Here is a 20,360-nt window from a genome sequence, read left to right as displayed (position 1 = left end):
AAAACGATGTCAACACAAAACAATGCTTCAGGCACTACGGGAGCTTTAACAGATGCCGGAATAACATCCGATAAAAAAACATTTTTACAATCGCTTACCGAAGATTGGTGGGCGGTAATTTTAGGAACAATTATTATTGCCACCGTACTTTATTTAACCAATAACGGCACAACCATTACTTTACCTGCTTATAAATGGGCTACTTCCGACGATCTTTTTGGTAAAATCCTTTCAGGTTCAAATTTATTACTCATTTTAGAAACTGGTGTGATTTTTCTGGCACTTGCATCCACAGCCATCGGCCTTTCTGGTGGTAACGTAGCGAGGTTTGCCACAGGTTTTTCGCTGATCTACTTTTTTGCCATTATCTCTTTCATCATTGGCGGCAATAAAAGTGTATCGTATTTCGGACTGGAATATGTGGTTTTTGCTTTGCTAATCGGGATCTTTTTAGGGAACGTAATAAAACTACCCGAATGGTTAAAAGAAGCCGTACGGTCTGAATTTTATATTAAAACCGGTCTGGTAATTTTAGGAACCACCATTTTATCGGCCGATTTAATCAAAGCAGGTTTACCCGGAATTGTGCAGGCGGTTATCGTGGTAACGGCAGTATGGTTTTTCTCCCTATGGTTAAGCCGCAGGCTGAAAGTGGATGATGAATTTGGTGTGATTTTAGCATCTGCAGTATCCATTTGTGGTGTTTCAGCAGCAATAGTTGCAGCAGGGGCCATTAACGGCGATAAACGTAAATTATCTTACGTAACCACATTGGTGTTGATTATGGCCATCCCCATGATGATTATCCAGCCCTGGGCCGTGAGGTATTTCCACATTCCGGATGTAATTGGTGGCGCCTGGCTGGGCGGAACATTAGATACTACTGCAACAGTTACAGCAGCAGGGGATTTGGTTGGACCAATTGCGGTTAAAGCCGGGGTAATTGCTAAATTCTCGCAAAATGTTTTTATCGGTGTAGCCGCATTTTTTATCGCCATCTGGTGGGCTTATAAAAAACCAAAAGGCGAAAATGGTGAGGTTTTGGTTAAAGCAGAAAGTCCGGGACTTAAAATCGTATGGGAACGTTTCCCGAAATTTGTATTGGGATTTGTTGCTGCATCACTGGTGTTTTCTTTCTTATTATCGCCTGCAACTGCAAAAAGTGTGGCGCCAACCTTAAACGGATTGCGTACCGTTTGGTTCGCCATTGCTTTTATTTCGATTGGTATGGAAGCCAAGTTTTCATCACTGGTAAAACTGCAGGGTGGCCGGCCGGCATTTACTTTTGTTACAGCCCAGATTTTTAACATCTTCTGGACGTTGTTATGGGCCTATATCTTATTTGGCGGGTATTTGTTCCCTGTGCCCGATTTTAAGTAAATGAAGGCATTTTAGGTCATTCAATAAAGCAGCGCTTCGGAACATCCGGAGCGCTGTCTTTTTATCCCATCCGATAAAAGAACTCGTCGGCGACGATTTTACCGTCTTTTACTTCGTAAACGCAGATCTCGCTCATTTTCATTCTTCCATGCTCTTTATAGGTGGCATCAATATCCATGACTAAAGAAAAATGATGCTCGGCAACAATCGGGTCAGAAAGCGATGCATTATGGATTTCCTGCACGCTCTCTTCCCATCGTAACGTTTTGTTTTTTACTGCGGCTTTACCTTCAGTCAGTTCCATGTCCGATCCCTTCGGCTCCCTGCTCACCACGTTATCAGCGTAGAGTTCTTCAATCGCCTGATCGTTTTTGCCTTCACGGCAAAGCTGTACCAATTGGTCAGCAACTTCTTGTGTGGTCATATCATTAAATTTTAGTTATTATAATATAGACGTTTACTGCTGGCAAATTGTTTAGTGTTGATAATCATTGTGTTAGTAGAGCAAAAAAAATAGTGCCGTAAAAAAAAGCCATGCAAAAATGCACGACTTTACTTTATTAAAAGTGTGAGAATCATTAAGCTATCTGTAGCAGGTTAAGCATCAGGCATTTCAGGTTCTACCAGTTTAATCAGTTTTTCGATAGATTCCTGCCAACCCAGGTAACACATTTCGGCCGGTATTACTGCAGGTATATTTTCCTGTACTACCGTTAGCTCGGTACCCACTATGGTTTTATTAAACCATACAGAAGTAATCATTCCGCCCGGAAGGTTCGGATCATCAAATTTATCGGTATACTTTAAAAATTCGTTGGGCTTTATTTCCAGAAACTCTCCGGTCCAGCCGTGGCTGTTTCCGGTAGTAAAATTCTGGAACGACATTTTATAAGTAATTCCTAACCCTACCTTGCGTTCGTGAACAGTGCAAAGAAAGCCATAAGGTGGTAACCATGCCGCAATTGCAGTATTGTCGGTAAAAGCACGGTATAATTTTTCTGGTGATGCCTTGATAATCCTGTGTAATGAAACTTTATTGTCAGACATAAAATAGATCTTTATTATTCCTACTCTTGTGGCTTTTCGGTTCGCCCGTTTTTTAAGTGTTTACTGCTCCACTGTTGCTTAAAACAAATATGGAGGTTAAAAAGTGAAATTAACAGGGAGAAAAACGACTTTCTGACGGTGCGTATACGACATATTGCGCACACCACACCTTCGCAAAAAAAAAACCTTAAAAATTTGCGTAGTTAAATGACTACACTTATATTTGTAGTCATTTAACTACATAATGAATTTAAGAAGAGATGTATTTCAGGCTATTGCCGACCCCACCCGCAGGGCCATATTGGTGTTGGTAGCCACACAATCGATGACGGCTGGCGCTATAGCCGCAAATTTCGATACGGCCAGACCAACAGTTTCTAAACACCTGCAGATTTTGACCGAGTGCGAATTACTGGAGCAGAAACAGAACGGGAGGGAAGTGCATTACCACACCAACGCCAAAAAAATGAAAGAAATAGCTGATTTTATCGAACCTTTCCGCCAGATGTGGGACGATAGGTTTAACAAACTGGAAGATATCATGAAAAATTATAAACCAAGCAAATAAAACCAAATGGAGCAGAAAACAAAAATTGATGCTGAAAATGGCAAACAGGAAATTGTGATTACCAGGGAGTTTGACCTGCCTGTTGAATTGCTTTTTAAAGCTTATGTAGAACCCGAAATTGTAGCGCAATGGATGGGGACGAAAGTGCTGAAACTCGAAAATAAAAAACACGGCAGTTATGCTTTCGAAACTTCGGATAATAAAGGGAACGTAGCTTTTGTGGCCAGTGGTGTAATCCATGAATTTGTACCCGAAGAAAAAATTACGAGGACATTCGAAATGGAAAATACACCATTTGCCGCGCAGCTTGAATTTTTAACTTTCGAAAAACTAAGCAATGACAGGAGCAAGCTCACCATGCATGTGATATATAAATCGGTTGGATTGAGAGACCAGATTCTCTCGTTACCTTTTGCCCAGGGCATTAACATGGCGCATAACCGTTTGCAAAATATTGTTACTCAATTAAAATAAAAAACCATGACAAAGAGAAACAAAATTATCTATTGGATCGCCACCGTTTGGCTTTCCCTGGGCATGTTATCAACCGGTATTGTACAGTTACTGAAAATGAAAGAAGAAGTTGCACTTTTTAAGCAATTGGGTTATCCGGTTTATTTTCTCACGCTATTAGGTATTTGGAAAATTCTGGGGGTTATTGCTGTGCTTATTCCTAAATTTACTTTACTCAAAGAATGGGCTTATGCAGGTTTTTTCTTTGCCATGTCTGGTGCTGTTTTTTCGCATATTTCGGTGGCCGATCAGAGTTTTTCGGCATATTTCGGGCCGATGTTATTATTGATGTTAACCGTACTTTCGTGGTATTTCAGACCTGCTGAAAGAAGAATTGTTTCAACTAATCCGTAAATAAGATGAATCCAAAAGTTGATTTTTATTTTAACAAAGCCAAAAAGTGGCAGGAGGCAGTAAACTTATTAAGAACAATTGCCCTCGATTGCGGACTTACCGAAGAATTGAAATGGGGCTGTCCGTGTTACACGCTTAATGGAAACAATATCGTTTTAATACACGATTTTAAAGAATACTGTGCTTTTTTATTTTTTAAAGGCGCTTTATTGAAAGATAAGGAAGCTATCTTGATCCAGCAAACGGAGAATGTTCAATCATCAAGGCAGATCCGCTTTACCAATGCATTACAGATTGTAGAAATGAAGCCAATTTTAAAAGCCTATATTTTGGAAGCCATTGAGGTAGAAAAAGCCGGATTGAAAGTTGAATTAAAGAAAACGACTGAATATGCAATTCCGGCGGAGTTTCAAACCAAACTGGACCAAATTCCGGATTTAAAAGTAGCTTTCGAAGCCTTGACACCAGGGCGACAGCGCGGATATCTTTTGTATTTTTCGTCTGCTAAGCAGCCCAAAACCCGCGAAGCCAGGGTGGAGAAATATATGCCGCAGATTTTGAATGGTAAAGGATTGGATGATTAGTTTTTACACGGTTTGTCACCCTGAGCGTAGTCGAAGGGTCTTTTTTTCTTGTGTAGTCTTGCCTTTTCACTACATTTATTTGTGGTGTCGGGTGTTGTCATCCTACACTGAAGTTCTTTTTTTAAATTAATCTATAGTCAGATGGTAAGATCTGACTGCACAACTACAATTAGAAAATGAACGGCTTGTGGTTCTTGGCGGTTTTTAGTCCCGCCATTCGCTATAGCTCCGATAAAAAAAATCGGAGGCTGTCGCTGCTGTCGGGTTTAAAAACAAGGGTTTGTGCGCCTTGTAACTCAATAATGAAAGGCTGGTTTGGCCATTTAGCCCCGCTATAAAACGTCATCTCGACTGTTGCACTCCGGTCGAGACGATATTTTGAAAATAAATTAATCACTTTATGAGCAAAATAAATAAAAAAGAACTTTCCACCGAACAAACGGCAGAGCTACTCCATACCTTAAAAGTTCGTTTTGAAAAAAATATGAACCTGCATAAAGATTTAGTGTGGAGTAAAGTTGAAGAAAGCTTAATAACCAAACCAGAAAAACTGTGGGTGCTTGATGAAATGGAAGTTACAGGCGGCGAACCCGATGTGGTAGATTATGATGGAACTACCGGCGAATATATTTTTTACGATTGCTCGGCCGAAAGTCCTAAAGGACGCAGGAGTGTTTGCTACGACCGCGAAGGGCTTGAATCGAGAAAAGAGCACCAACCCGAAAATAACGCGGTTGATATGGCTGCTGCAATGGGCATCGAATTATTGACTGAAGCGCAATATCGTTACTTACAGCAATTCGGAAAATTCGATACGAAAACCTCAAGCTGGCTGGTTACCCCACCTGCAATCAGGAAATTGGGCGGTGCCCTTTTTGGCGATCGGCGGTACGACCATGTATTTATTTACCATAATGGTGCACAATCGTATTATGCTGCAAGGGCTTTCCGCGGTTTATTAAGGGTATAATTACTATAACAGCTTTTCGTAACAGAAAAACCGCAAACCCGGGCGTTTAGCTAAACCGATTTCGCCACTAAAAGTATAGCCAAGTTTTGGAAAAAGCGCTTGCGTAGCCTTATTTTCACTATTGGTATCTACCCTTAAAATCTTAACTCCTGTTGCTTCGGCAACCACTTCTGCCTGTTGCATTAAAGCTTTGGCAATGCCTTTGCCCTGGCAATCGGAATCAACGGCCAAACGGTGTGTTACAATCGCTTTTTCGGTAATGTCCCAGCCGGCATCCGCATATTCTTCATCCTGATCGTTGGTAATGGCCGAAACCCCAACAACCTGATCTTCCAATATAGCAACCCATAACTGCCCGATGATTATATCTTTCGCAAAAACTTCCGGATTGGGATAATCATCTCCCCATTGAAAATTCCCGGCGGCACGCATTAAGGGTACAACCTTCTTCACCAGCTGCATAATTTGAGGGATATCTGCTGTAACGGCTAATCTTATTGTCATGGGTGCAAAGATAGGGAATAGGTTCATTCGTTCATTGGTCATTTGTTTATTTGTCATTTGTTCATTGGTCACTTGTTCATTGGTTTGCATGGAGCAAAAAGGTTACTGTTTACCTTTCGGCTACGCTCATGGGGTTAATTGCTTAATTGTTCGATTGTTAAATGGTTAACTGCAAGTTGCCAATTGAAAACTGTTGCGAATGATTACGTTTAATAGGAGAATTGCTTAATTGTTCGATTGTTAAATGTTAACTGCAAATTGAAAACTGTTGTGAATGCTTAACAGGTTAATTGTAATGAGAGAATTGTTGCATTGTTAAACCGATCGCTGGATTTTGAATGTTGTGATTTGAATATTGATAATTATATCCGGATTGCTACATTATTAAATTGCTTTACCAATCGCTGGTAACAACAATAGAACAATCAAACAGTATAACAATAAAATACCATGCAACATCATATATGGAAACTTCATAAAATCTTCATCTTTATGTTTGACATTTGAGCATATCGCTCGTCTTATTATTCCGGCTTCAGAAAGGCTGTTAAGGAATTGTTTTTCTATTATTTAATCCTCATTTTCTTATTGTTAATTCAAGGTTAAAGTTAATCTGCTGTTAATATTGAATTAACATTAGTGCTGTTGTTTTGTACCAAAATAAAATAACAGAAAATGAAATCACGTATACTATCCCTAGTAAGTATCCTCGTGCTCCTGGTTACATTTGCCCAGGCGCAGGTTACAACGTCTAGCATTAATGGAAAAGTAAAGGATAATAAAGGTGCTATCCCCGGGGCAACCATCGTTATGGTACATGTGCCAACTGGTACAGTATCTAAAGGTTCTTCAAACGAAAACGGCCTTTACCGTATTGGCAACTTAAACCCGGGCGGACCATACAAAATCACCGTAACCTTTGTAGGTTATAGTCCGGTGGTAAAAGAAAACATTTATTTAACCCTGGGTAACGATGTAAAACTCGATATCGATCTTCAGGAGCAGGGCAATCAACTGGCCGAAGTAAGTGTTAAAGGCCAGAAAGGCGGAACAAAATCAGGTGCCGGTACCAGCATTGGCGAAGGTCAGATTAAAACCCTGCCTACCATGAACCGCAGCTTGCAGGATGTTACCCGCGTAACGCCGCAGGGCAGTAAAGATAATACCTTTGGTGGTACCAACTTCAGGTACAATAACGTAACTATCGATGGTGCAATTAATAACGATGCCATTGGTTTCAGTCCTTCTTTAGGTGGTCAGAGCGGAAGTTCGGGCATGCCGGGAAGCAGTACCCGTACCAATCCGGTTTCGCTTGATGCCATCCAGGATGTTACCGTTTTACTTTCTCCTTACGATGTTAAAGTAGGTAACTTTTTAGGTGGAAGTATCAATGCCGTAACCCGTGGGGGTACAAACGAAGTAGTTGGATCGGTTTATGGTTATGGTCGTAACGCTTCATTAATTGGCAGGAACAAAACTGGCGATAACAGCAAAGAGCCTTCTGCTTTCCACGATTACCAAACCGGTTTCCGCGTAGGTTTCCCGATCATTAAGGATAAATTATTCTTCTTTACCAATGAGGAGATCACCCGCCGTCAGGATCCGGTAATTTTAGGTGCAGGCTCATCAGATATGAAACTGCTTACCTTATCAGAAGCTCAGCAGATTTCTGACCGCATGAAAAATGCTTATGGTATAGATGCGGGTTCGTTTGGCGATTACAACATTTATTCACAATCGAACAAATTCTTTAACCGTTTAGATTGGAATATCAACGAAAATAACCAGTTAACGATCAGAAATAACACCATTATTTCGAAAGCAACAAACCTGGAAAGAGATCAGTTTAACTTCAGGTTCGGTGGTATCGATTTCAAACAAAACAACAATCAAACTTCAACTGTTGCGGATCTGAAAACCCGTTTCGGAAATTCGGCTACCAACAACCTGATTGTTGGTTATTCTACCGTTCACGATTACCGTGATCCACTTTCTAATCCGGCTGTACCGCAGATCGAAATTGCGGCTAACGGCGGAACATTGTTTTTAGGTACCGACCGTGAAGCGAGTATCTTTAACATGAAACAGAATACTTTCGAATTTACCGATAACTATACTTACAGCTCAGGTATCCATACTTTTACTGTTGGTACACACAACGAGTTCTACAAAATTAATTATGGTTTTGTAAACTCATGGAATGGCCGCGTAGCTTATAGCAGCATTGCCGATTTCTTAGCCAACCAACCTAACCGTGTGCGTACCAGCTATAATTATGGCGACAATAGCCGCGATAACATTATTGCAAACCCAACTGCTGAATTTAATGTGAACATGTACAGTGTTTACGGCCAGGATGAAATCCGTATTGGCGACCGTTTTAAATTAACACCGGGTTTACGTTTTGATATGGCCGATTTACCAAATATGCCATCATTGAGTTCAAAAACAACCAATTCTCCGGTTGATCCAAACTATGGTACAACTTATACCTATACACAGCCATCTGCAATCACAGGAAAATTCCTGAATAAAATCCAGATTTCTCCACGTATCGGTTTTAACTTCGATGTATTGGGTAACCAGAGTTTGGTGATGCGTGGCGGTACCGGTTTATTTACCAGCCGTGTTCCTTTCGCATGGATCGGTTATGCTTATTACAATAACGGTGTAAACTATGGTGCTTTTGATAAATCGTATGTTTATACAAATGCTGATCCTAGCAAAATCGTGAAACCGGCTGCGGGTTCAGATCCGATTAAAGATGCTTTAACCGGTAATGGCGAAGCTGGTTATGTAACCAAACAAGGTGTTAATGTTAAAGATGCAAGCGGTGCTACACAGGTAGATTTAGTTGACAATAACTTTAAAATGCCAAAAGCATGGAGAAGCAACTTGGCTTTCGATTATAAAACAGACGATCAGTGGAAATTTACGGTTGAAGGAATTTTTAGTCAGGTGATTAAAGATGTGCAGTTCCAGCAGATCAACTATGTAGATAATCCTACTTACATGGTTTACGATACGCAAAAACAACAGCCGATTTATTCAGGTGCTAAAATCAATCCATTGTATACTAATGCCTATTTATTATCGAACACTGATAAAGGCTATAAATACAGTTTAACTGCCCAGGTAAGTAAATCACTTCCTATCGGTTTAGATATGATGGTAGCTTATACCTACGGAAGATCGAAAGATATTGCCAACGGTATCCGTAACTCGATGGAGTCTAACTGGCAGTTAAACCAGTCGCTTAGTCCAAACAATGCAGGTTTGGCTTACTCTAACTTCGATATCCGTAACAGGATTATCTCAACCATTAATTACAGGTTAGATTGGGCTAAAAACGGTAAATATGTATCTAACTTCTCGTTGTTCTTCAGCGGTCAGTCGGGTTCTCCATATTCATTGGGTTTAGTAAACACCAGGATCAATGGAACCGGACAAACAGTAAGTTTAATGTATGTGCCGGCGGTAGGCGAAACACAGAAATTCTTTGCCAATACACCTGATGGAATTGCACAGGCAGCAGCATTTGATAACTATATCAACGGTGATAAATACCTGAGCAGCCGTCGTGGCGATTTTACAGAACGTAACGGTGCACGTACGCCATGGAATGTTCAGGCAGATTTCCGTTTCTCTCAGGATTTACAGGTTGCTAAAGGAAAACACCCGCACGTACTTACTTTAACTTACGATATCATCAACCTAACCAATCTGGTTAATAAAGATTGGGGTGTTCAGTATTTTTCTCCTAATACTTATAACTCTATGGCCAGCATGGGTATCAAAGTTCAAACTGCAGGTACACCAACGGCATATCCGGTATATACCTTTGCGCAAAAAGATGTAACCTCTTACTCAAAAGATTTCTTTGCATCACGTTACCAGATGCAACTGGGATTGAGATATAGCTTCTAATCTTTTTTTAAAACTAATATATATACGGTCTGATCTTAAAAAGGTCAGGCCGTTTTTTGTTTTATATATAGTCGTCACCCTGAAATAAATTCAGCATGATGTGTCTTTTAAGCAATACTATTTAAACTTTTCATTTCGCAACCTGTCATCCTTAGGGAATCGTAGGATAGTTTTGTCTAACCATTCAGCCACCGATACACAGAAAAAGCAGGTTTTTAATCGATTACAGGTAATTAACCAATTAACCTTTTGATCCATGCTAACCAATAACAAATGACCAATGACCAATGAACAAATGACCAATGAACCAATTAAACTTTTTTGTTCATCATTCGTCCAAATTAAACACACAGCGTAAAGCTTGAATTATTTTTTCACTTAAAAAGGTTAGGTTATGAAAAAGATTGTTAATGCGTTGCTCTTATTGGTTATGGCGTTTAATTTTAGTGCATGCGTAGTTAGTGCACGTGCGCCCCGTGCCCATTGGGTACCCGGACATTATAATGTTGGCCCTTACGGCGGCCGCCATTGGGTACCGGGCCATTACCGCTAAAACTCCTATCGGTCGGTGTCTCACCGACCGATTTTATAATGTTATATTTTATAAATCATTACTGCATTTTTATTTCTCTGCGAAAATTTTCTTAAATCCGCGGGAAATTCTGCTCTTTGGTTCCCATCGATCGAGCTGCTCAACGCAGGATTTACACCGTGCCTTCTCTGTTTTCTCTGTGGTAAAAAGAATGCCATTTTTTGCCTGTTTACGCTGTAACTAATGTGATGTATCATTTATATTATTGGAATAAAATGATACATTAGCGCTATTAATATCTATTTAACCATGCAGGAAGAAATCCTTTTACAGATCAGCGGAAAAATTAAAGAAAGACGTAAAGAACTTGGTATTACCGTACAGGAACTGGCAGATAAGGCAGAAGTGAGTAAGGGTTTAATCTCCCAGATCGAAAACAGCAGAACTATCCCTTCGCTAATGGTGTTAATGGACATTATCAAAAGTCTGGAGATCGATTTAAACAGCTTTTTTAAAGATATCAACTTTCATAAAAAAGATGCCCCCGTGCTGGTAAAACGAAAAGATAATTACCAGAAATTTGAAAAAGAACAGGCTGTTGGCTTTAACTATTCGCGTATTTTAACCAAAAACATTAAATTTTCTACCGCCGATTTTGTACTGTTGGAGCTGGAAGTAAATGCACACCGCCCAATGGTTAAAACCGAAGCTTTCGAGTTTAAGTACATGATAGAAGGTAAGGTGGAATACCAGTTTTCGAAAAAGAAAATTATCCTCGAAAAAGGTGATTCGATGCTTTTCGACGGCAGGCTCTCTCATACCCCGGTAAACATTGGCGATACCAAAGCCTTAATGCTTGTGGTTTATTTTTTCGAGTAACATTTTAGTAAACAAAGTTTATTTATACTTAACAATTTTTTACCTTCATGTTCATAAATCAATCCTACCTTAACCGGTAAAATATGAATATGAAAAAATTTCTAAAAAGCACTGTCCTGCTGCTTTGCCTGGCTGTTGTTGCACAGGCGCAATCAAAAAAAATCAAACATGTAATCCTCATTGGCTGCGATGGTTTTGGCGGTTACGCGCTGCAGGAGGCCAATATGCCCAATCTTAAAGCTTTAATGGCCAATGGCTCATGGACGGATAAAGCACGCTGTGTATTGCCGTCATCAAGTGCTGTTAACTGGGCTTCATTACTCATGGGCGCCGGACCAACTGAACATGGTTATACCGAATGGAACAGTAAAGTGCCCGAAATCCCTTCTGTAACCAAAACGGGCTATGGTTTATTTCCGGGTATATTCAGCGTGGTCAGAGATCAGAAGAAAACCGCTAAAACAGCAATTATTTACAGCTGGAACGGCATCGGCCATCTGTTCGAAAAAGATGCTGTAAATATTGTTGTTGACGGCAAAGAAAAAGACGATTTCTGCGTGGATACTGCTGCGGCGATCATCAAAAACGAAAAGCCTTATTTTACTTTCCTGCATCTTGATGAACCTGATAACACCGGCCATTCCATTGGCCACCGCACCCCTGCATATTATAAACAACTGGAACTGGTAGATCAACGTATCGGAAAAATTATAAAGGCGGTAAATGATGCAGGTATTGCGGATGAAACCATCATCCTGGTTACGGCCGATCATGGTGGAACCGGTAAAGGTCATGGTGGTAAATCGCTTGATGAAGTGCAGATCCCCTGGATTATTTCTGGCCCTGGCGTACGTAAAAACCACGAACTTAAAGATGTGATTATAACTTACGATACAGCAGCAACACTTGCATGGTTAATGGGCTTAACGGCACCTCAGAGTTGGCGTGGTAAACCTGTATCAGAGGCTTTTGCAAAATAAAACTGGTCGCGTTTCGTTAAACTTAACAATTTGATAACTTACCGTTTGTTTATAAATAATAAACAATGTTTACTATTGTTTATATTTTAACAGTTATGACGATTAAGTTGATCATGCTTCGTCCCGTGGGCAAAATCTGCGGGAACGAGAATAATAAACCGGTGTTCTTTGGTAAAGTAAGGATACAGGATATAAGAACCAAATAGATGAGCTTGCTACAAATTGTCCGTAAAAAAGCATTAAACTGGCCATACTGGCTGGTTACGGTGCTTGGTGGTGTTGCAGCGTTCGGTTGTTATACCAGTATGTATGCCTTTAGAAAAGCTTTTGCTTCGGCTACATTCGATCACCAGGAGTTTCTGCATATAGATTATAAAGTTTGGCTGGTGATTGCGCAGATGGTGGGTTATACCCTCAGTAAGTTTTATGGCATCCGTTTTATTTCCGAATCGGGAAAAAGTAACCGTGCCCGGAGTATCATTTTTCTGATTCTTTTTTCATGGCTGGCCCTGCTCGGTTTTGCACTGGTTCCTGCACCTTACAATATCGTATTTCTTTTGCTCAATGGTTTTCCTTTAGGCATGATTTGGGGTTTGGTATTCAGTTACCTTGAAGGAAGAAAAACAACTGAGTTTATGGGCGCATTAATGTCTATCAGTTTAATTTTTGCTTCCGGTTTTGTTAAAACGGTGGCCAGGATGCTGATGTCGTTTGCATCCGTAAGCGATTATTGGATGCCTTTTCTCACCGGATTGGTTTTTTTGCCTGCATTGTTCCTCTTTGTATTTGCGTTGGAGGTCATTCCGCCGCCATCCAAAGAAGACCAGGAACTGAGAACCAAGAGGGTGCCTATGGATGCGAAACAGCGGAAAGCTTTTATCACCACTTTTTTGCCCGGCATTATTTTAACTATTATCATTTATGTACTGCTTACCTGTATCCGCGATATGCGCGATAATTTTGAAGTCGAGATCTGGAACGGCCTCGGCATTCATAATAACCACATTTACACACAAATTGATACTTTGATTTCGGTTGTGGTGCTGGTGCTGATGGGACTTCTGATCCTGATTAAAGATAACCTCAAGGCTTTTACCGTAATCCACCTTATGGTTATTGGCGGTTGTTTATTAATTGGTTTAAGTACCTTCTTTTTTGATAAAGGTTACATTAGCCCTGTCAGTTGGATGGCTTTATTGGGTATGGGATTGTATATGGCGTACATTCCTTACAATGCCATTTTCTTTGAGCGGATGATTGCCAATTTCCATTACAAAAGCAATATTGGGTTCATTATGTACGTGGCCGATTCAATCGGTTACGTGGGTAGTTTTTCGGTATTGATGATGCACGAATTTGGCGAAACCCATATCAGCTGGATGCATTTCTTTAAACAGTGTTTATATATTGTACCATTAGCAGGCGGAGCGTGCGGCGTGCTCTCGCTTATTTATTTCAGGAGAAAAAGTTTGGCCACGAATAAAAAAATGCAGGCAACGGGGGATATGGTTTTAACAGGAGAATGAAAGAGGTAAGTTTTTTTTGTCTTTTTACTATATAAGAAATATGATACCATATGGTCGTCACCCTGAATTTATTTCAGGGTCTATCTGGCAGGAAAGATGCTGAAACAAGTTCAGCATGACGATCGCGTTATGTTATGGGACTAAAAATGGCTACTATAATAAATATTAATGGTGTAAGTAATTTTTTAAGCATCTAAAAAAAATAAACAAACATGAATAAACATTTCGATCTTATTGTAATTGGTGGTGGCATATTGGGAACTTTTCATGCCTACCATACCTTACTTTTAGGGAAATCGGTATTACAGCTCGAAAAAGATAATTTCCCCGTTGGTGCCACTGTGCGCAACTTCGGCCAGGTGGTGCCATCTGGTATGGAAGCCGAATGGTTTGAATATGGAGTAGCCGGACTGGATATCTATAAATCTATCCAAAAAGAATTTGATATTTCGGTAGCCGCCAATGGGAGTGTGTACATTGCATCAGATGAAGACGAATGTACTTTGATCAATGAGCTAAAAGCACATTACGATACCATTGGTTACGAAACAGAATTACTCAATCAGGCTGCTATTTTAAAAAAGTATCCGGCCATTAAACCCTCTTACGCCAAAGAAGCTATTTTTTTTCCACAGGAAATCAGCGTTGCACCCGATTTAATGATCCACCGTCTGCACCAATATATGCAGGCCAAATTTGAATTATATACCTTAAAATACAATAGTCCCGTTACGGCTTGCGAGAGCAAAGGTGCCGGAGTAGAAGTTGGGTTAAGAAACAACACCGAACTTTTTACCGCCGAAAAAGCCATTATCTGTAACGGTTATGAGTTTAAATTGCTTTACCCCGAACTTTTTAGCGAAAGCGGTATTGTAGTGAGTAAATTACAGATGATGCGAAGCATCCCCATGCCCGATGTAAAACTCGAAGGCAATATTTTAACCGGTTTAACTACCCGCCGTTACGAGAGTTTTGAGCATTATTGTCCTTCGGTCAAAACCATTAAAACCCCCGATCATTACGAGGAACTTAAAAAATGGGGCATCCACATCCTGTTTAAAAAAGCGGCCGATAACAGCATTATCATCGGCGATTCGCATGTGTATGCTGATGTAAATCATTTCGATGAGCTGGGCTTCGATTTAAGCCATTACATTAATGAGCTGATGCTCGAAGAAGCGGCAAGAATTGTTGATTTCGATGTGCGTAAACTGCAAACTACCTGGGCCGGTTTTTACCCGCAACACCCCACAAAACATATTGTAACTTATGATCTGGACGATCGCATCCACATCCGTACGGCCATTGGCGGTAAAGGGATGACAGCAAGTGCAGGTTACGCTGCCGAAAGCATTAAGAAAATATTTTGTTAACAAATGCTAAACAAAAATATGGTTTTTTGTTAACTTAAAGTTGGTGTTGAGCTAACATGCACATCTTATCATTGCATCTATAAAACCTAAAAAAATTATAGATAAATGAAACATCTCTACAAGATGAAGATGTGCATGGTAGCCTTGCTGTTACTATGCATAACGCCTTATTTTACGTGGGCGCAAACAAAAATAGCCGGTCTTGTTAAAGACGATGCACAGCAACCCATTCCTGGTGTAAGTGTGCTGGTAAAAGGAACTAAAAAAGCAACCTCTACCGATCAGTCGGGCCGCTTTACCCTCGATGCCAAAACTGGCGAAACCTTAGTGGTAAGTTCTATTGGCTTTATTAGTCAGGAAGTACAGGTTACGGGTGCCAATCTCTCTGTTACTTTAAAAACTGATTCTAAAAACCTGAACGATGTGGTGGTTACCGCGCTTGGTATCCGCAAGGAGAAAAGAAACCTTGGTTATGCCATTCAGGAAGTTAAAGGAGCCGATCTGGTAAAAGCAAGGGAAGCCAACCCTGTAAATGGTTTGGTGGGTAAAGTTGCAGGTTTAACTGTGGGTGTATCTTCTGAGCTTTTGGGCCGTTCGTCTCTTTACCTGCGTGGTAATGATGTAAACCTGGTGGTGGTAGATGGGGTGCCGATCAATTCGGATACCTGGAACATCAACCCCGATGATATCGATACCTATACCGTGCTAAAAGGTCCTGCTGCTGCTGCATTGTACGGTTATCAGGCTTATAACGGTGCCTTGTTGATTACCACCAAAAGAGGTAAATTAAGCGATAAAGGTTTTACCGTTGAGCTAAACTCGAGCACGCAGTTTAACAAAGGGTTTATTGCATTGCCAAAAAGCCAGGACGAATACGGCCCGGGCGAGCACAGTGCCTATTCTTTCGGTGATGGTAAAGGCGGTGGTTTAAATGATGGTGATTATGATATCTGGGGACCGAAATTCGAAGGCCAGTTAATTCCTCAATATGATAGCCCTGTGGTAAACGGTGTCCGTCAGGGTACCCCATGGGTGGCGCGTGGAAAGGATAATTTAAAACGTTTTATCGAAACAGGTTTGCTTTCTGCCAACAACATTGCTTTATCTTCAGCTACCGATAAGTACAATTTAAGGGTCTCTATTTCAAATAACTATCAGAAAGGAATTATCCCTAACACACAGTTGAATATTAATAATTTTAATGTGAGCGGTTCTTATAATATCAGTCCGAAGTTAAGGGCAGAAGCTTATATCAATTACAGCCGTCAGTTTTCTGATAATATTCCTGATGTAAACTATGGCCCGAATAGTGTGATCTACAACATGACGCTTTGGGGTGGTGCCGACTGGAATATCGATGACATGAAAAACTACTGGCAGCCAGGCAAAGAAGGCATCCAGTCTGTTTATGCCGAATACCAGCGCTACCATAACCCTTATTTTATGTCGTACGAGTGGTTGCGCGGACACAAAAAGAACGACATTAACGGTTATGCCTCATTAAATTATAACATTGATAAAGGTTTGGATGTATTGCTGAAAACGCAGATTTCTACCTACGATCAGCTAAGGACAGAAAAAATGCCTTTTTCGGCACACCCTTATGGCCGTGAAGAAGGTTTGGGCGATTACAGGGAAGACCGCCGCAGCATGTTCGAAAACAATACCCAGTTAATTTTAAAATACAATAAAAACGTTAGCGATTTATTCGAGATCAGCGCTTTTGGTGGCGGTAATGCCCGTAACTTCAGTTATAATTCCAGCTTTACTACTACCGATTACCTCAACGTTCCGAATGTATATAATTTCTCAAACTCTAAAAATCCGGTAAAAGCATTCGATTTTAATTCGCAGATGCTGGTTTTAAGTGCTTTTTATTCGGTTGATTTAAGCTTTAAAAAATACCTCAATATCAACACCACCGGTCGTGTAGATAAAAACTCCGCACTTCCTCCGGGCAATAACTCGGCATTTTATCCTTCGGTTTCATTGAGCTCGGTAGTTTCTGATTATGTAAAAATGCCTGCTTTTATTTCTTTTGCAAAAGCAAGGATATCGTATGCCAACGTTAAAGATCCTGGTTTGGGTACGCTCGAATATATCGGGGCAACACCATTACAAACTTATCCTTTGGGTTATGGTGCCGAATATACTTCTTCTTACGGCGGTCCGGGTTATGGCCTTTCTTCTCCATACAGTATCAGGCCAACCTATAACAATCAAACCGGTGCCTATTACACCAATAACCTGATCGATCTGAATGCGGTAAAAGCACAGAGCAGGACTAATTATGAAGGTGGTATCGACCTTAAATTCTTAAAGAACAGGTTAGGTTTTGAGGCAACTTATTTCAGGTATATTGATGGGCCAAAAATCATCAAACAGAACATTTCTCCGGCAACGGGTTATCAAACCAATACCATCAATGGCCGTAAAACGCAGAACAGTGGGGTAGAGTTAAGTTTATCAGGTGCACCAATCATGACCGATAAATTCAGCTGGGATGTGATGATTAACTGGTCTACTTACAAACAGGTTTATAAAGAATTGGCTCCGGGCGAAACTTCGGTTGATCAGTTCTTCAAAGCCGGCGACCGTATTGATAATATCTATGGTTCGGTTTTGGCCAAAACACCCGGTGGGCAGGTGATCCACACTTCGAGTGGAACCCCGATTTCGTTACCGGTTAACCAGTTATTGGGCCACGCAGATCCGAATTGGGTGTGGAGTATCGGCAATAAATTCAGGTACGGAAATTTCTCCTTCAGCTTCCAGTTAGATGGTAAAGTAGGTGGCGTAATGCAGGATTATGTCAGGTTGAAATCGTTCCAGGGCGGTCGCCAGATCGAAACCATCCAGGGTAAAATGGGCGAGGCCAGATATCAGGATTATATCCACGTAAACGATCCCAACTACAAAGGTACATGGGTAGGTGATGGTGTGGTAATTGCCAATAACGGTAAACTTAATTTCGATCCGGTTACCGGCGTAATTACCAACTATGGCGACCTTACTTTTGCGCCGAATACCACTCCGCAATTATTGCAGGATTATTTGGGCGTTTTTTATGGTGCCAAAGAAAATACCATGATGAGCCGTACCTATGCAAAACTGCGCGAAGTAACACTTGGTTACCAGTTGCCTAAAAAATTACTGGAAGGTAGTTTTATTAAATCGGCCAACTTTTCGGTTGTGGGCCGTAACCTGCTGTATTTCATCAACTCGAAATATAACGATGTGGATGTAGATCAGTATTCAGGCAGAGAAGGTACTTCTACACTGCAAACACCAACCACCAGAAGTGTAGGTTTTAACCTGAATGTTACTTTTTAACCTTTAGCAATAAGAATTATGAAATCAATATATAAAATCCTGTTTTTCTTCATTGTGGTTGCAATATGTGCCGGATGTAAGAAACAGTTCGAAGAAAACTTTAAAAACCCCAACCAGGCCGAAACTGTGCCACCAAATTTATTGCTGAATGGCATTTTGTACGACATGTACGAAGCTCCGTTTTCGGGTTCTGAAAGGTGGAACCAGTATACCGCAGCAAATTATTTTTATTACGCAACCAATAATTACGATTGGACAGGTGCCTCATTAGATTATACCACCCTGAAAAATGTGGTGAAAATGGAAGAAGAAGCCAACCGTTTAGGAGCTGCTGTAGGTAAACCTTACCTGGCCCTGGCCAAATTCTTTAAGGCTTATTTCTTCGTGAAAATGAGTTTAAAGGTAGGCGATTTACCGATGACGGAAGCCTTAAAAGGTTTTGCTAACCTAACGCCTAAGTACGATACGCAGAAAGATATCTTTAAACAGTCGTTAACCTGGTTAGAGGAATCGAACAATGATTTAACCACTTTAATTGCTGCCGGTAATAAAGAGCTAAAGGGCGATATTTACCTTAAAAATGATCTTATCGCCTGGCAAAAAGTGGTAAATACTTTTAAATTGCGGACTTTGATTCAGCTAAGCAACAAAGTTGATGACGCTGATCTGCAGGTTAAACAACAGTTTGCTGCTGTTTTGGCCAACCCCGCCAAATACCCGGTAATGGACAGCATGGCCGATAATCTTCAGTTTGTGTATAACGAAAGTTTTAACAAATACCCTAACAACAAAGATAATTTTGGTAACGACGCTTTACGTTACAACATGGCCGGTACCTATTTAAATACCTTATCGGGCCTTAAAGATCCGCGTGCCTATATGGTAGCAGAACCGGCGAGGGGCATTTCCGAAGCCAATGGTTACGCCATTACCGATTATCGCAATTTTGTGGGTGCACCTACCGGCGAAGATCAGGGGGTGATGCTGGATAAGGTACAGAAAGGCTTGTATTCGCTTATCGGTCGTTTCAGGTATTACAGTGGTTATACAGCCGAAAATACGTTCATTATTTCTTATCCGGAGCTGTGTTTTATCAAGGCAGAGGGTATTAACCGTGGCTGGACAACCGGCGACGCTGAAAGCTGGTACAAAAAAGGTATCCAGGCCTCTATCGGTTTCTATGGCATTAAAGATGGTGTTAATGTGGTTACCTTTCTTAAAAAAGATGGCAAACTGGGCGAATTTGAAAGCTTCAACGTTAATTTTAATTTCGAAACCGATTATTATGCACAAACTGCAATTAAATATGCGGGTAATACAGCCGACGGTTTAAAACAGATCCTCACACAGAAATATCTTGCTTATTTCCGTAATTCGGGTTTTGAAGCTTATTATCAGTACCGCCGCACAGGTGTGCCAACTTTTGATGTCGGTCCCGGTGTAGGTAACAGTAACAGGATTCCTAAACGTTTTCAGTACCCCGATATTGAGCGTACAACCAATGGCGATAACCTTAAAGTTGCCTTGCAGCGTCAGTACAATGGTGTAGATGATATTAACCAACTGCCCTGGATTGTTAAATAGAAATTGGTAATTAGCTGAAATTCAGTGCTGAAAATAATAACTGTTCCTCCGCACTAAACGGAGGAACAGTTTATTAAATAATATTTAAATTATTTTTTGCATAAATAATTTAAAAGCGCTAATATTGCACTCCCAAAACAAACAAGCGGATATTTGCCTTAAAGCTTAAAGAAACTTGTTTTTTGGATAGCCGGATTCCTTCTTAGCTCAGCCGGTTAGAGTCCCGCAGGTGCGGGATTAATCAGAGGTAAAGGAAACGATCAAAGGATTTTGATCATTAATAGTGAAATAACCAGAATAAATAAA

Annotated in this window: 17 protein-coding genes; 14 read left to right on the top strand and 3 right to left on the bottom strand. The window is 40.6% G+C overall.

Features of this window, described 5'->3' with window-relative positions; all coding sequences use genetic code 11:
- The first annotated feature begins 6 nt into the window (after positions 1 to 6).
- Positions 7 to 1,380: a YeiH family protein gene (locus DRW42_RS20730; protein WP_113950744.1), complete on the top strand. Its 1,374-nt coding sequence runs from the start codon at positions 7 to 9 to the stop codon at positions 1,378 to 1,380.
- Positions 1,381 to 1,441: 61 nt separating this feature from the next.
- On the opposite strand, the gene DRW42_RS20725 is transcribed toward DRW42_RS20730, so the two are convergent.
- Together DRW42_RS20725 and DRW42_RS20720 are read right to left on the bottom strand one after the other, a co-directional pair.
- Entirely contained in the window at positions 1,442 to 1,804 is a 363-nt protein-coding gene (locus tag DRW42_RS20725; protein WP_113950743.1) for a nuclear transport factor 2 family protein, read from the bottom strand.
- 173 nt (positions 1,805 to 1,977) lie between these two features.
- Positions 1,978 to 2,427 (bottom strand): SRPBCC family protein, encoded by a 450-nt coding sequence (locus tag DRW42_RS20720; RefSeq protein WP_113950742.1) that lies wholly within the window; start codon positions 2,425 to 2,427, stop codon positions 1,978 to 1,980.
- Positions 2,428 to 2,671: 244 nt separating this feature from the next.
- Between DRW42_RS20720 and DRW42_RS20715 the strand changes: the two genes are divergently transcribed.
- From DRW42_RS20715 to DRW42_RS20695, 5 genes are all read left to right on the top strand, one after another.
- Entirely contained in the window at positions 2,672 to 2,995 is a 324-nt protein-coding gene (locus DRW42_RS20715) for an ArsR/SmtB family transcription factor (protein WP_113950741.1), read from the top strand.
- 6 nt (positions 2,996 to 3,001) lie between these two features.
- Positions 3,002 to 3,469 (top strand): SRPBCC family protein, encoded by a 468-nt coding sequence (locus DRW42_RS20710; protein ID WP_113950740.1) that lies wholly within the window; start codon positions 3,002 to 3,004, stop codon positions 3,467 to 3,469.
- Positions 3,470 to 3,475: 6 nt separating this feature from the next.
- Positions 3,476 to 3,862 carry a DoxX family protein gene (locus DRW42_RS20705; RefSeq protein ID WP_113950739.1) on the top strand — a complete coding sequence of 129 codons (387 nt, stop codon included), beginning with the start codon at positions 3,476 to 3,478 and terminating at the stop codon, positions 3,860 to 3,862.
- A gap of 5 nt (positions 3,863 to 3,867) precedes the next feature.
- On the top strand, positions 3,868 to 4,446 hold the full coding sequence (locus tag DRW42_RS20700; RefSeq protein WP_113950738.1) for a YdeI/OmpD-associated family protein: 579 nt from the start codon (positions 3,868 to 3,870) through the stop codon (positions 4,444 to 4,446).
- Positions 4,447 to 4,846: 400 nt separating this feature from the next.
- Positions 4,847 to 5,416, top strand: coding sequence for a DUF4256 domain-containing protein (locus DRW42_RS20695; RefSeq protein WP_113950737.1), 570 nt, complete (start codon positions 4,847 to 4,849; stop codon positions 5,414 to 5,416).
- Between the two features lie 3 nt (positions 5,417 to 5,419).
- Here DRW42_RS20695 and DRW42_RS20690 read toward each other — a convergent pair whose 3' ends face one another.
- Positions 5,420 to 5,920, bottom strand: a complete 501-nt coding sequence (locus DRW42_RS20690; protein WP_113950736.1) for a GNAT family N-acetyltransferase — start codon at positions 5,918 to 5,920, stop codon at positions 5,420 to 5,422.
- Between the two features lie 675 nt (positions 5,921 to 6,595).
- On the opposite strand from DRW42_RS20690, the gene DRW42_RS20685 reads away from it, so the two are divergent.
- The 8 genes from DRW42_RS20685 (at position 6,596) to DRW42_RS20650 (ending at position 20,054) form a co-directional block, all read left to right on the top strand.
- On the top strand, positions 6,596 to 9,847 hold the full coding sequence (locus DRW42_RS20685) for a TonB-dependent receptor (RefSeq protein WP_113950735.1): 3,252 nt from the start codon (positions 6,596 to 6,598) through the stop codon (positions 9,845 to 9,847).
- A 394-nt stretch (positions 9,848 to 10,241) separates the two neighbouring features.
- A complete protein-coding gene (locus tag DRW42_RS29020) occupies positions 10,242 to 10,400 on the top strand; it encodes a hypothetical protein (protein WP_167437822.1) in 159 nt (52 codons plus the stop codon).
- Positions 10,401 to 10,688: 288 nt separating this feature from the next.
- On the top strand, positions 10,689 to 11,258 hold the full coding sequence (locus tag DRW42_RS20675) for a helix-turn-helix domain-containing protein (protein ID WP_113950733.1): 570 nt from the start codon (positions 10,689 to 10,691) through the stop codon (positions 11,256 to 11,258).
- Between the two features lie 89 nt (positions 11,259 to 11,347).
- Entirely contained in the window at positions 11,348 to 12,238 is an 891-nt protein-coding gene (locus DRW42_RS20670) for an alkaline phosphatase family protein (RefSeq protein WP_113950732.1), read from the top strand.
- A 206-nt stretch (positions 12,239 to 12,444) separates the two neighbouring features.
- On the top strand, positions 12,445 to 13,764 hold the full coding sequence (locus DRW42_RS20665; RefSeq protein ID WP_113950731.1) for a DUF5690 family protein: 1,320 nt from the start codon (positions 12,445 to 12,447) through the stop codon (positions 13,762 to 13,764).
- A gap of 212 nt (positions 13,765 to 13,976) precedes the next feature.
- Complete coding sequence (locus DRW42_RS20660) at positions 13,977 to 15,137, top strand: TIGR03364 family FAD-dependent oxidoreductase (RefSeq protein ID WP_113950730.1); 1,161 nt, start codon at positions 13,977 to 13,979, stop codon at positions 15,135 to 15,137.
- Positions 15,138 to 15,242: 105 nt separating this feature from the next.
- Positions 15,243 to 18,470: a SusC/RagA family TonB-linked outer membrane protein gene (locus DRW42_RS20655; RefSeq protein WP_113950729.1), complete on the top strand. Its 3,228-nt coding sequence runs from the start codon at positions 15,243 to 15,245 to the stop codon at positions 18,468 to 18,470.
- A gap of 18 nt (positions 18,471 to 18,488) precedes the next feature.
- On the top strand, positions 18,489 to 20,054 hold the full coding sequence (locus DRW42_RS20650) for a SusD/RagB family nutrient-binding outer membrane lipoprotein (protein ID WP_113950728.1): 1,566 nt from the start codon (positions 18,489 to 18,491) through the stop codon (positions 20,052 to 20,054).
- The last annotated feature ends 306 nt before the right edge of the window (positions 20,055 to 20,360 follow it).

The sequence above is a fragment of the Pedobacter miscanthi genome, from assembly GCF_003315595.1.
GTDB lineage: Bacteria > Bacteroidota > Bacteroidia > Sphingobacteriales > Sphingobacteriaceae > Pedobacter > Pedobacter miscanthi.
The sequence above is the reverse complement of the archived record's forward strand: the minus strand, read 5'-3'. Positions and strand labels throughout refer to the sequence as shown.

Excerpts from the sequence above, each read along its gene's own strand:
- DRW42_RS20695 (WP_113950737.1), top strand. The coding sequence starts at position 4,847 with ATGAGCAAAATAAATAAAAAAGAACTTTCCACCGAACAAACGGCAGAG.
- DRW42_RS20660 (WP_113950730.1), top strand. The coding sequence starts at position 13,977 with ATGAATAAACATTTCGATCTTATTGTAATTGGTGGTGGCATATTGGGA.
- DRW42_RS20725 (WP_113950743.1), bottom strand. The coding sequence starts at position 1,804 with ATGACCACACAAGAAGTTGCTGACCAATTGGTACAGCTTTGCCGTGAA.
- DRW42_RS20730 (WP_113950744.1), top strand. The coding sequence starts at position 7 with ATGTCAACACAAAACAATGCTTCAGGCACTACGGGAGCTTTAACAGAT.
- DRW42_RS20665 (WP_113950731.1), top strand. The coding sequence starts at position 12,445 with ATGAGCTTGCTACAAATTGTCCGTAAAAAAGCATTAAACTGGCCATAC.
- DRW42_RS20675 (WP_113950733.1), top strand. The coding sequence starts at position 10,689 with ATGCAGGAAGAAATCCTTTTACAGATCAGCGGAAAAATTAAAGAAAGA.
- DRW42_RS20705 (WP_113950739.1), top strand. The coding sequence starts at position 3,476 with ATGACAAAGAGAAACAAAATTATCTATTGGATCGCCACCGTTTGGCTT.
- DRW42_RS20700 (WP_113950738.1), top strand. The coding sequence starts at position 3,868 with ATGAATCCAAAAGTTGATTTTTATTTTAACAAAGCCAAAAAGTGGCAG.
- DRW42_RS20655 (WP_113950729.1), top strand. The coding sequence starts at position 15,243 with ATGAAACATCTCTACAAGATGAAGATGTGCATGGTAGCCTTGCTGTTA.
- DRW42_RS20685 (WP_113950735.1), top strand. The coding sequence starts at position 6,596 with ATGAAATCACGTATACTATCCCTAGTAAGTATCCTCGTGCTCCTGGTT.
- DRW42_RS20650 (WP_113950728.1), top strand. The coding sequence starts at position 18,489 with ATGAAATCAATATATAAAATCCTGTTTTTCTTCATTGTGGTTGCAATA.
- DRW42_RS20670 (WP_113950732.1), top strand. The coding sequence starts at position 11,348 with ATGAAAAAATTTCTAAAAAGCACTGTCCTGCTGCTTTGCCTGGCTGTT.
- DRW42_RS20715 (WP_113950741.1), top strand. The coding sequence starts at position 2,672 with ATGAATTTAAGAAGAGATGTATTTCAGGCTATTGCCGACCCCACCCGC.
- DRW42_RS20710 (WP_113950740.1), top strand. The coding sequence starts at position 3,002 with ATGGAGCAGAAAACAAAAATTGATGCTGAAAATGGCAAACAGGAAATT.
- DRW42_RS29020 (WP_167437822.1), top strand. The coding sequence starts at position 10,242 with ATGAAAAAGATTGTTAATGCGTTGCTCTTATTGGTTATGGCGTTTAAT.
- DRW42_RS20720 (WP_113950742.1), bottom strand. The coding sequence starts at position 2,427 with ATGTCTGACAATAAAGTTTCATTACACAGGATTATCAAGGCATCACCA.
- DRW42_RS20690 (WP_113950736.1), bottom strand. The coding sequence starts at position 5,920 with ATGACAATAAGATTAGCCGTTACAGCAGATATCCCTCAAATTATGCAG.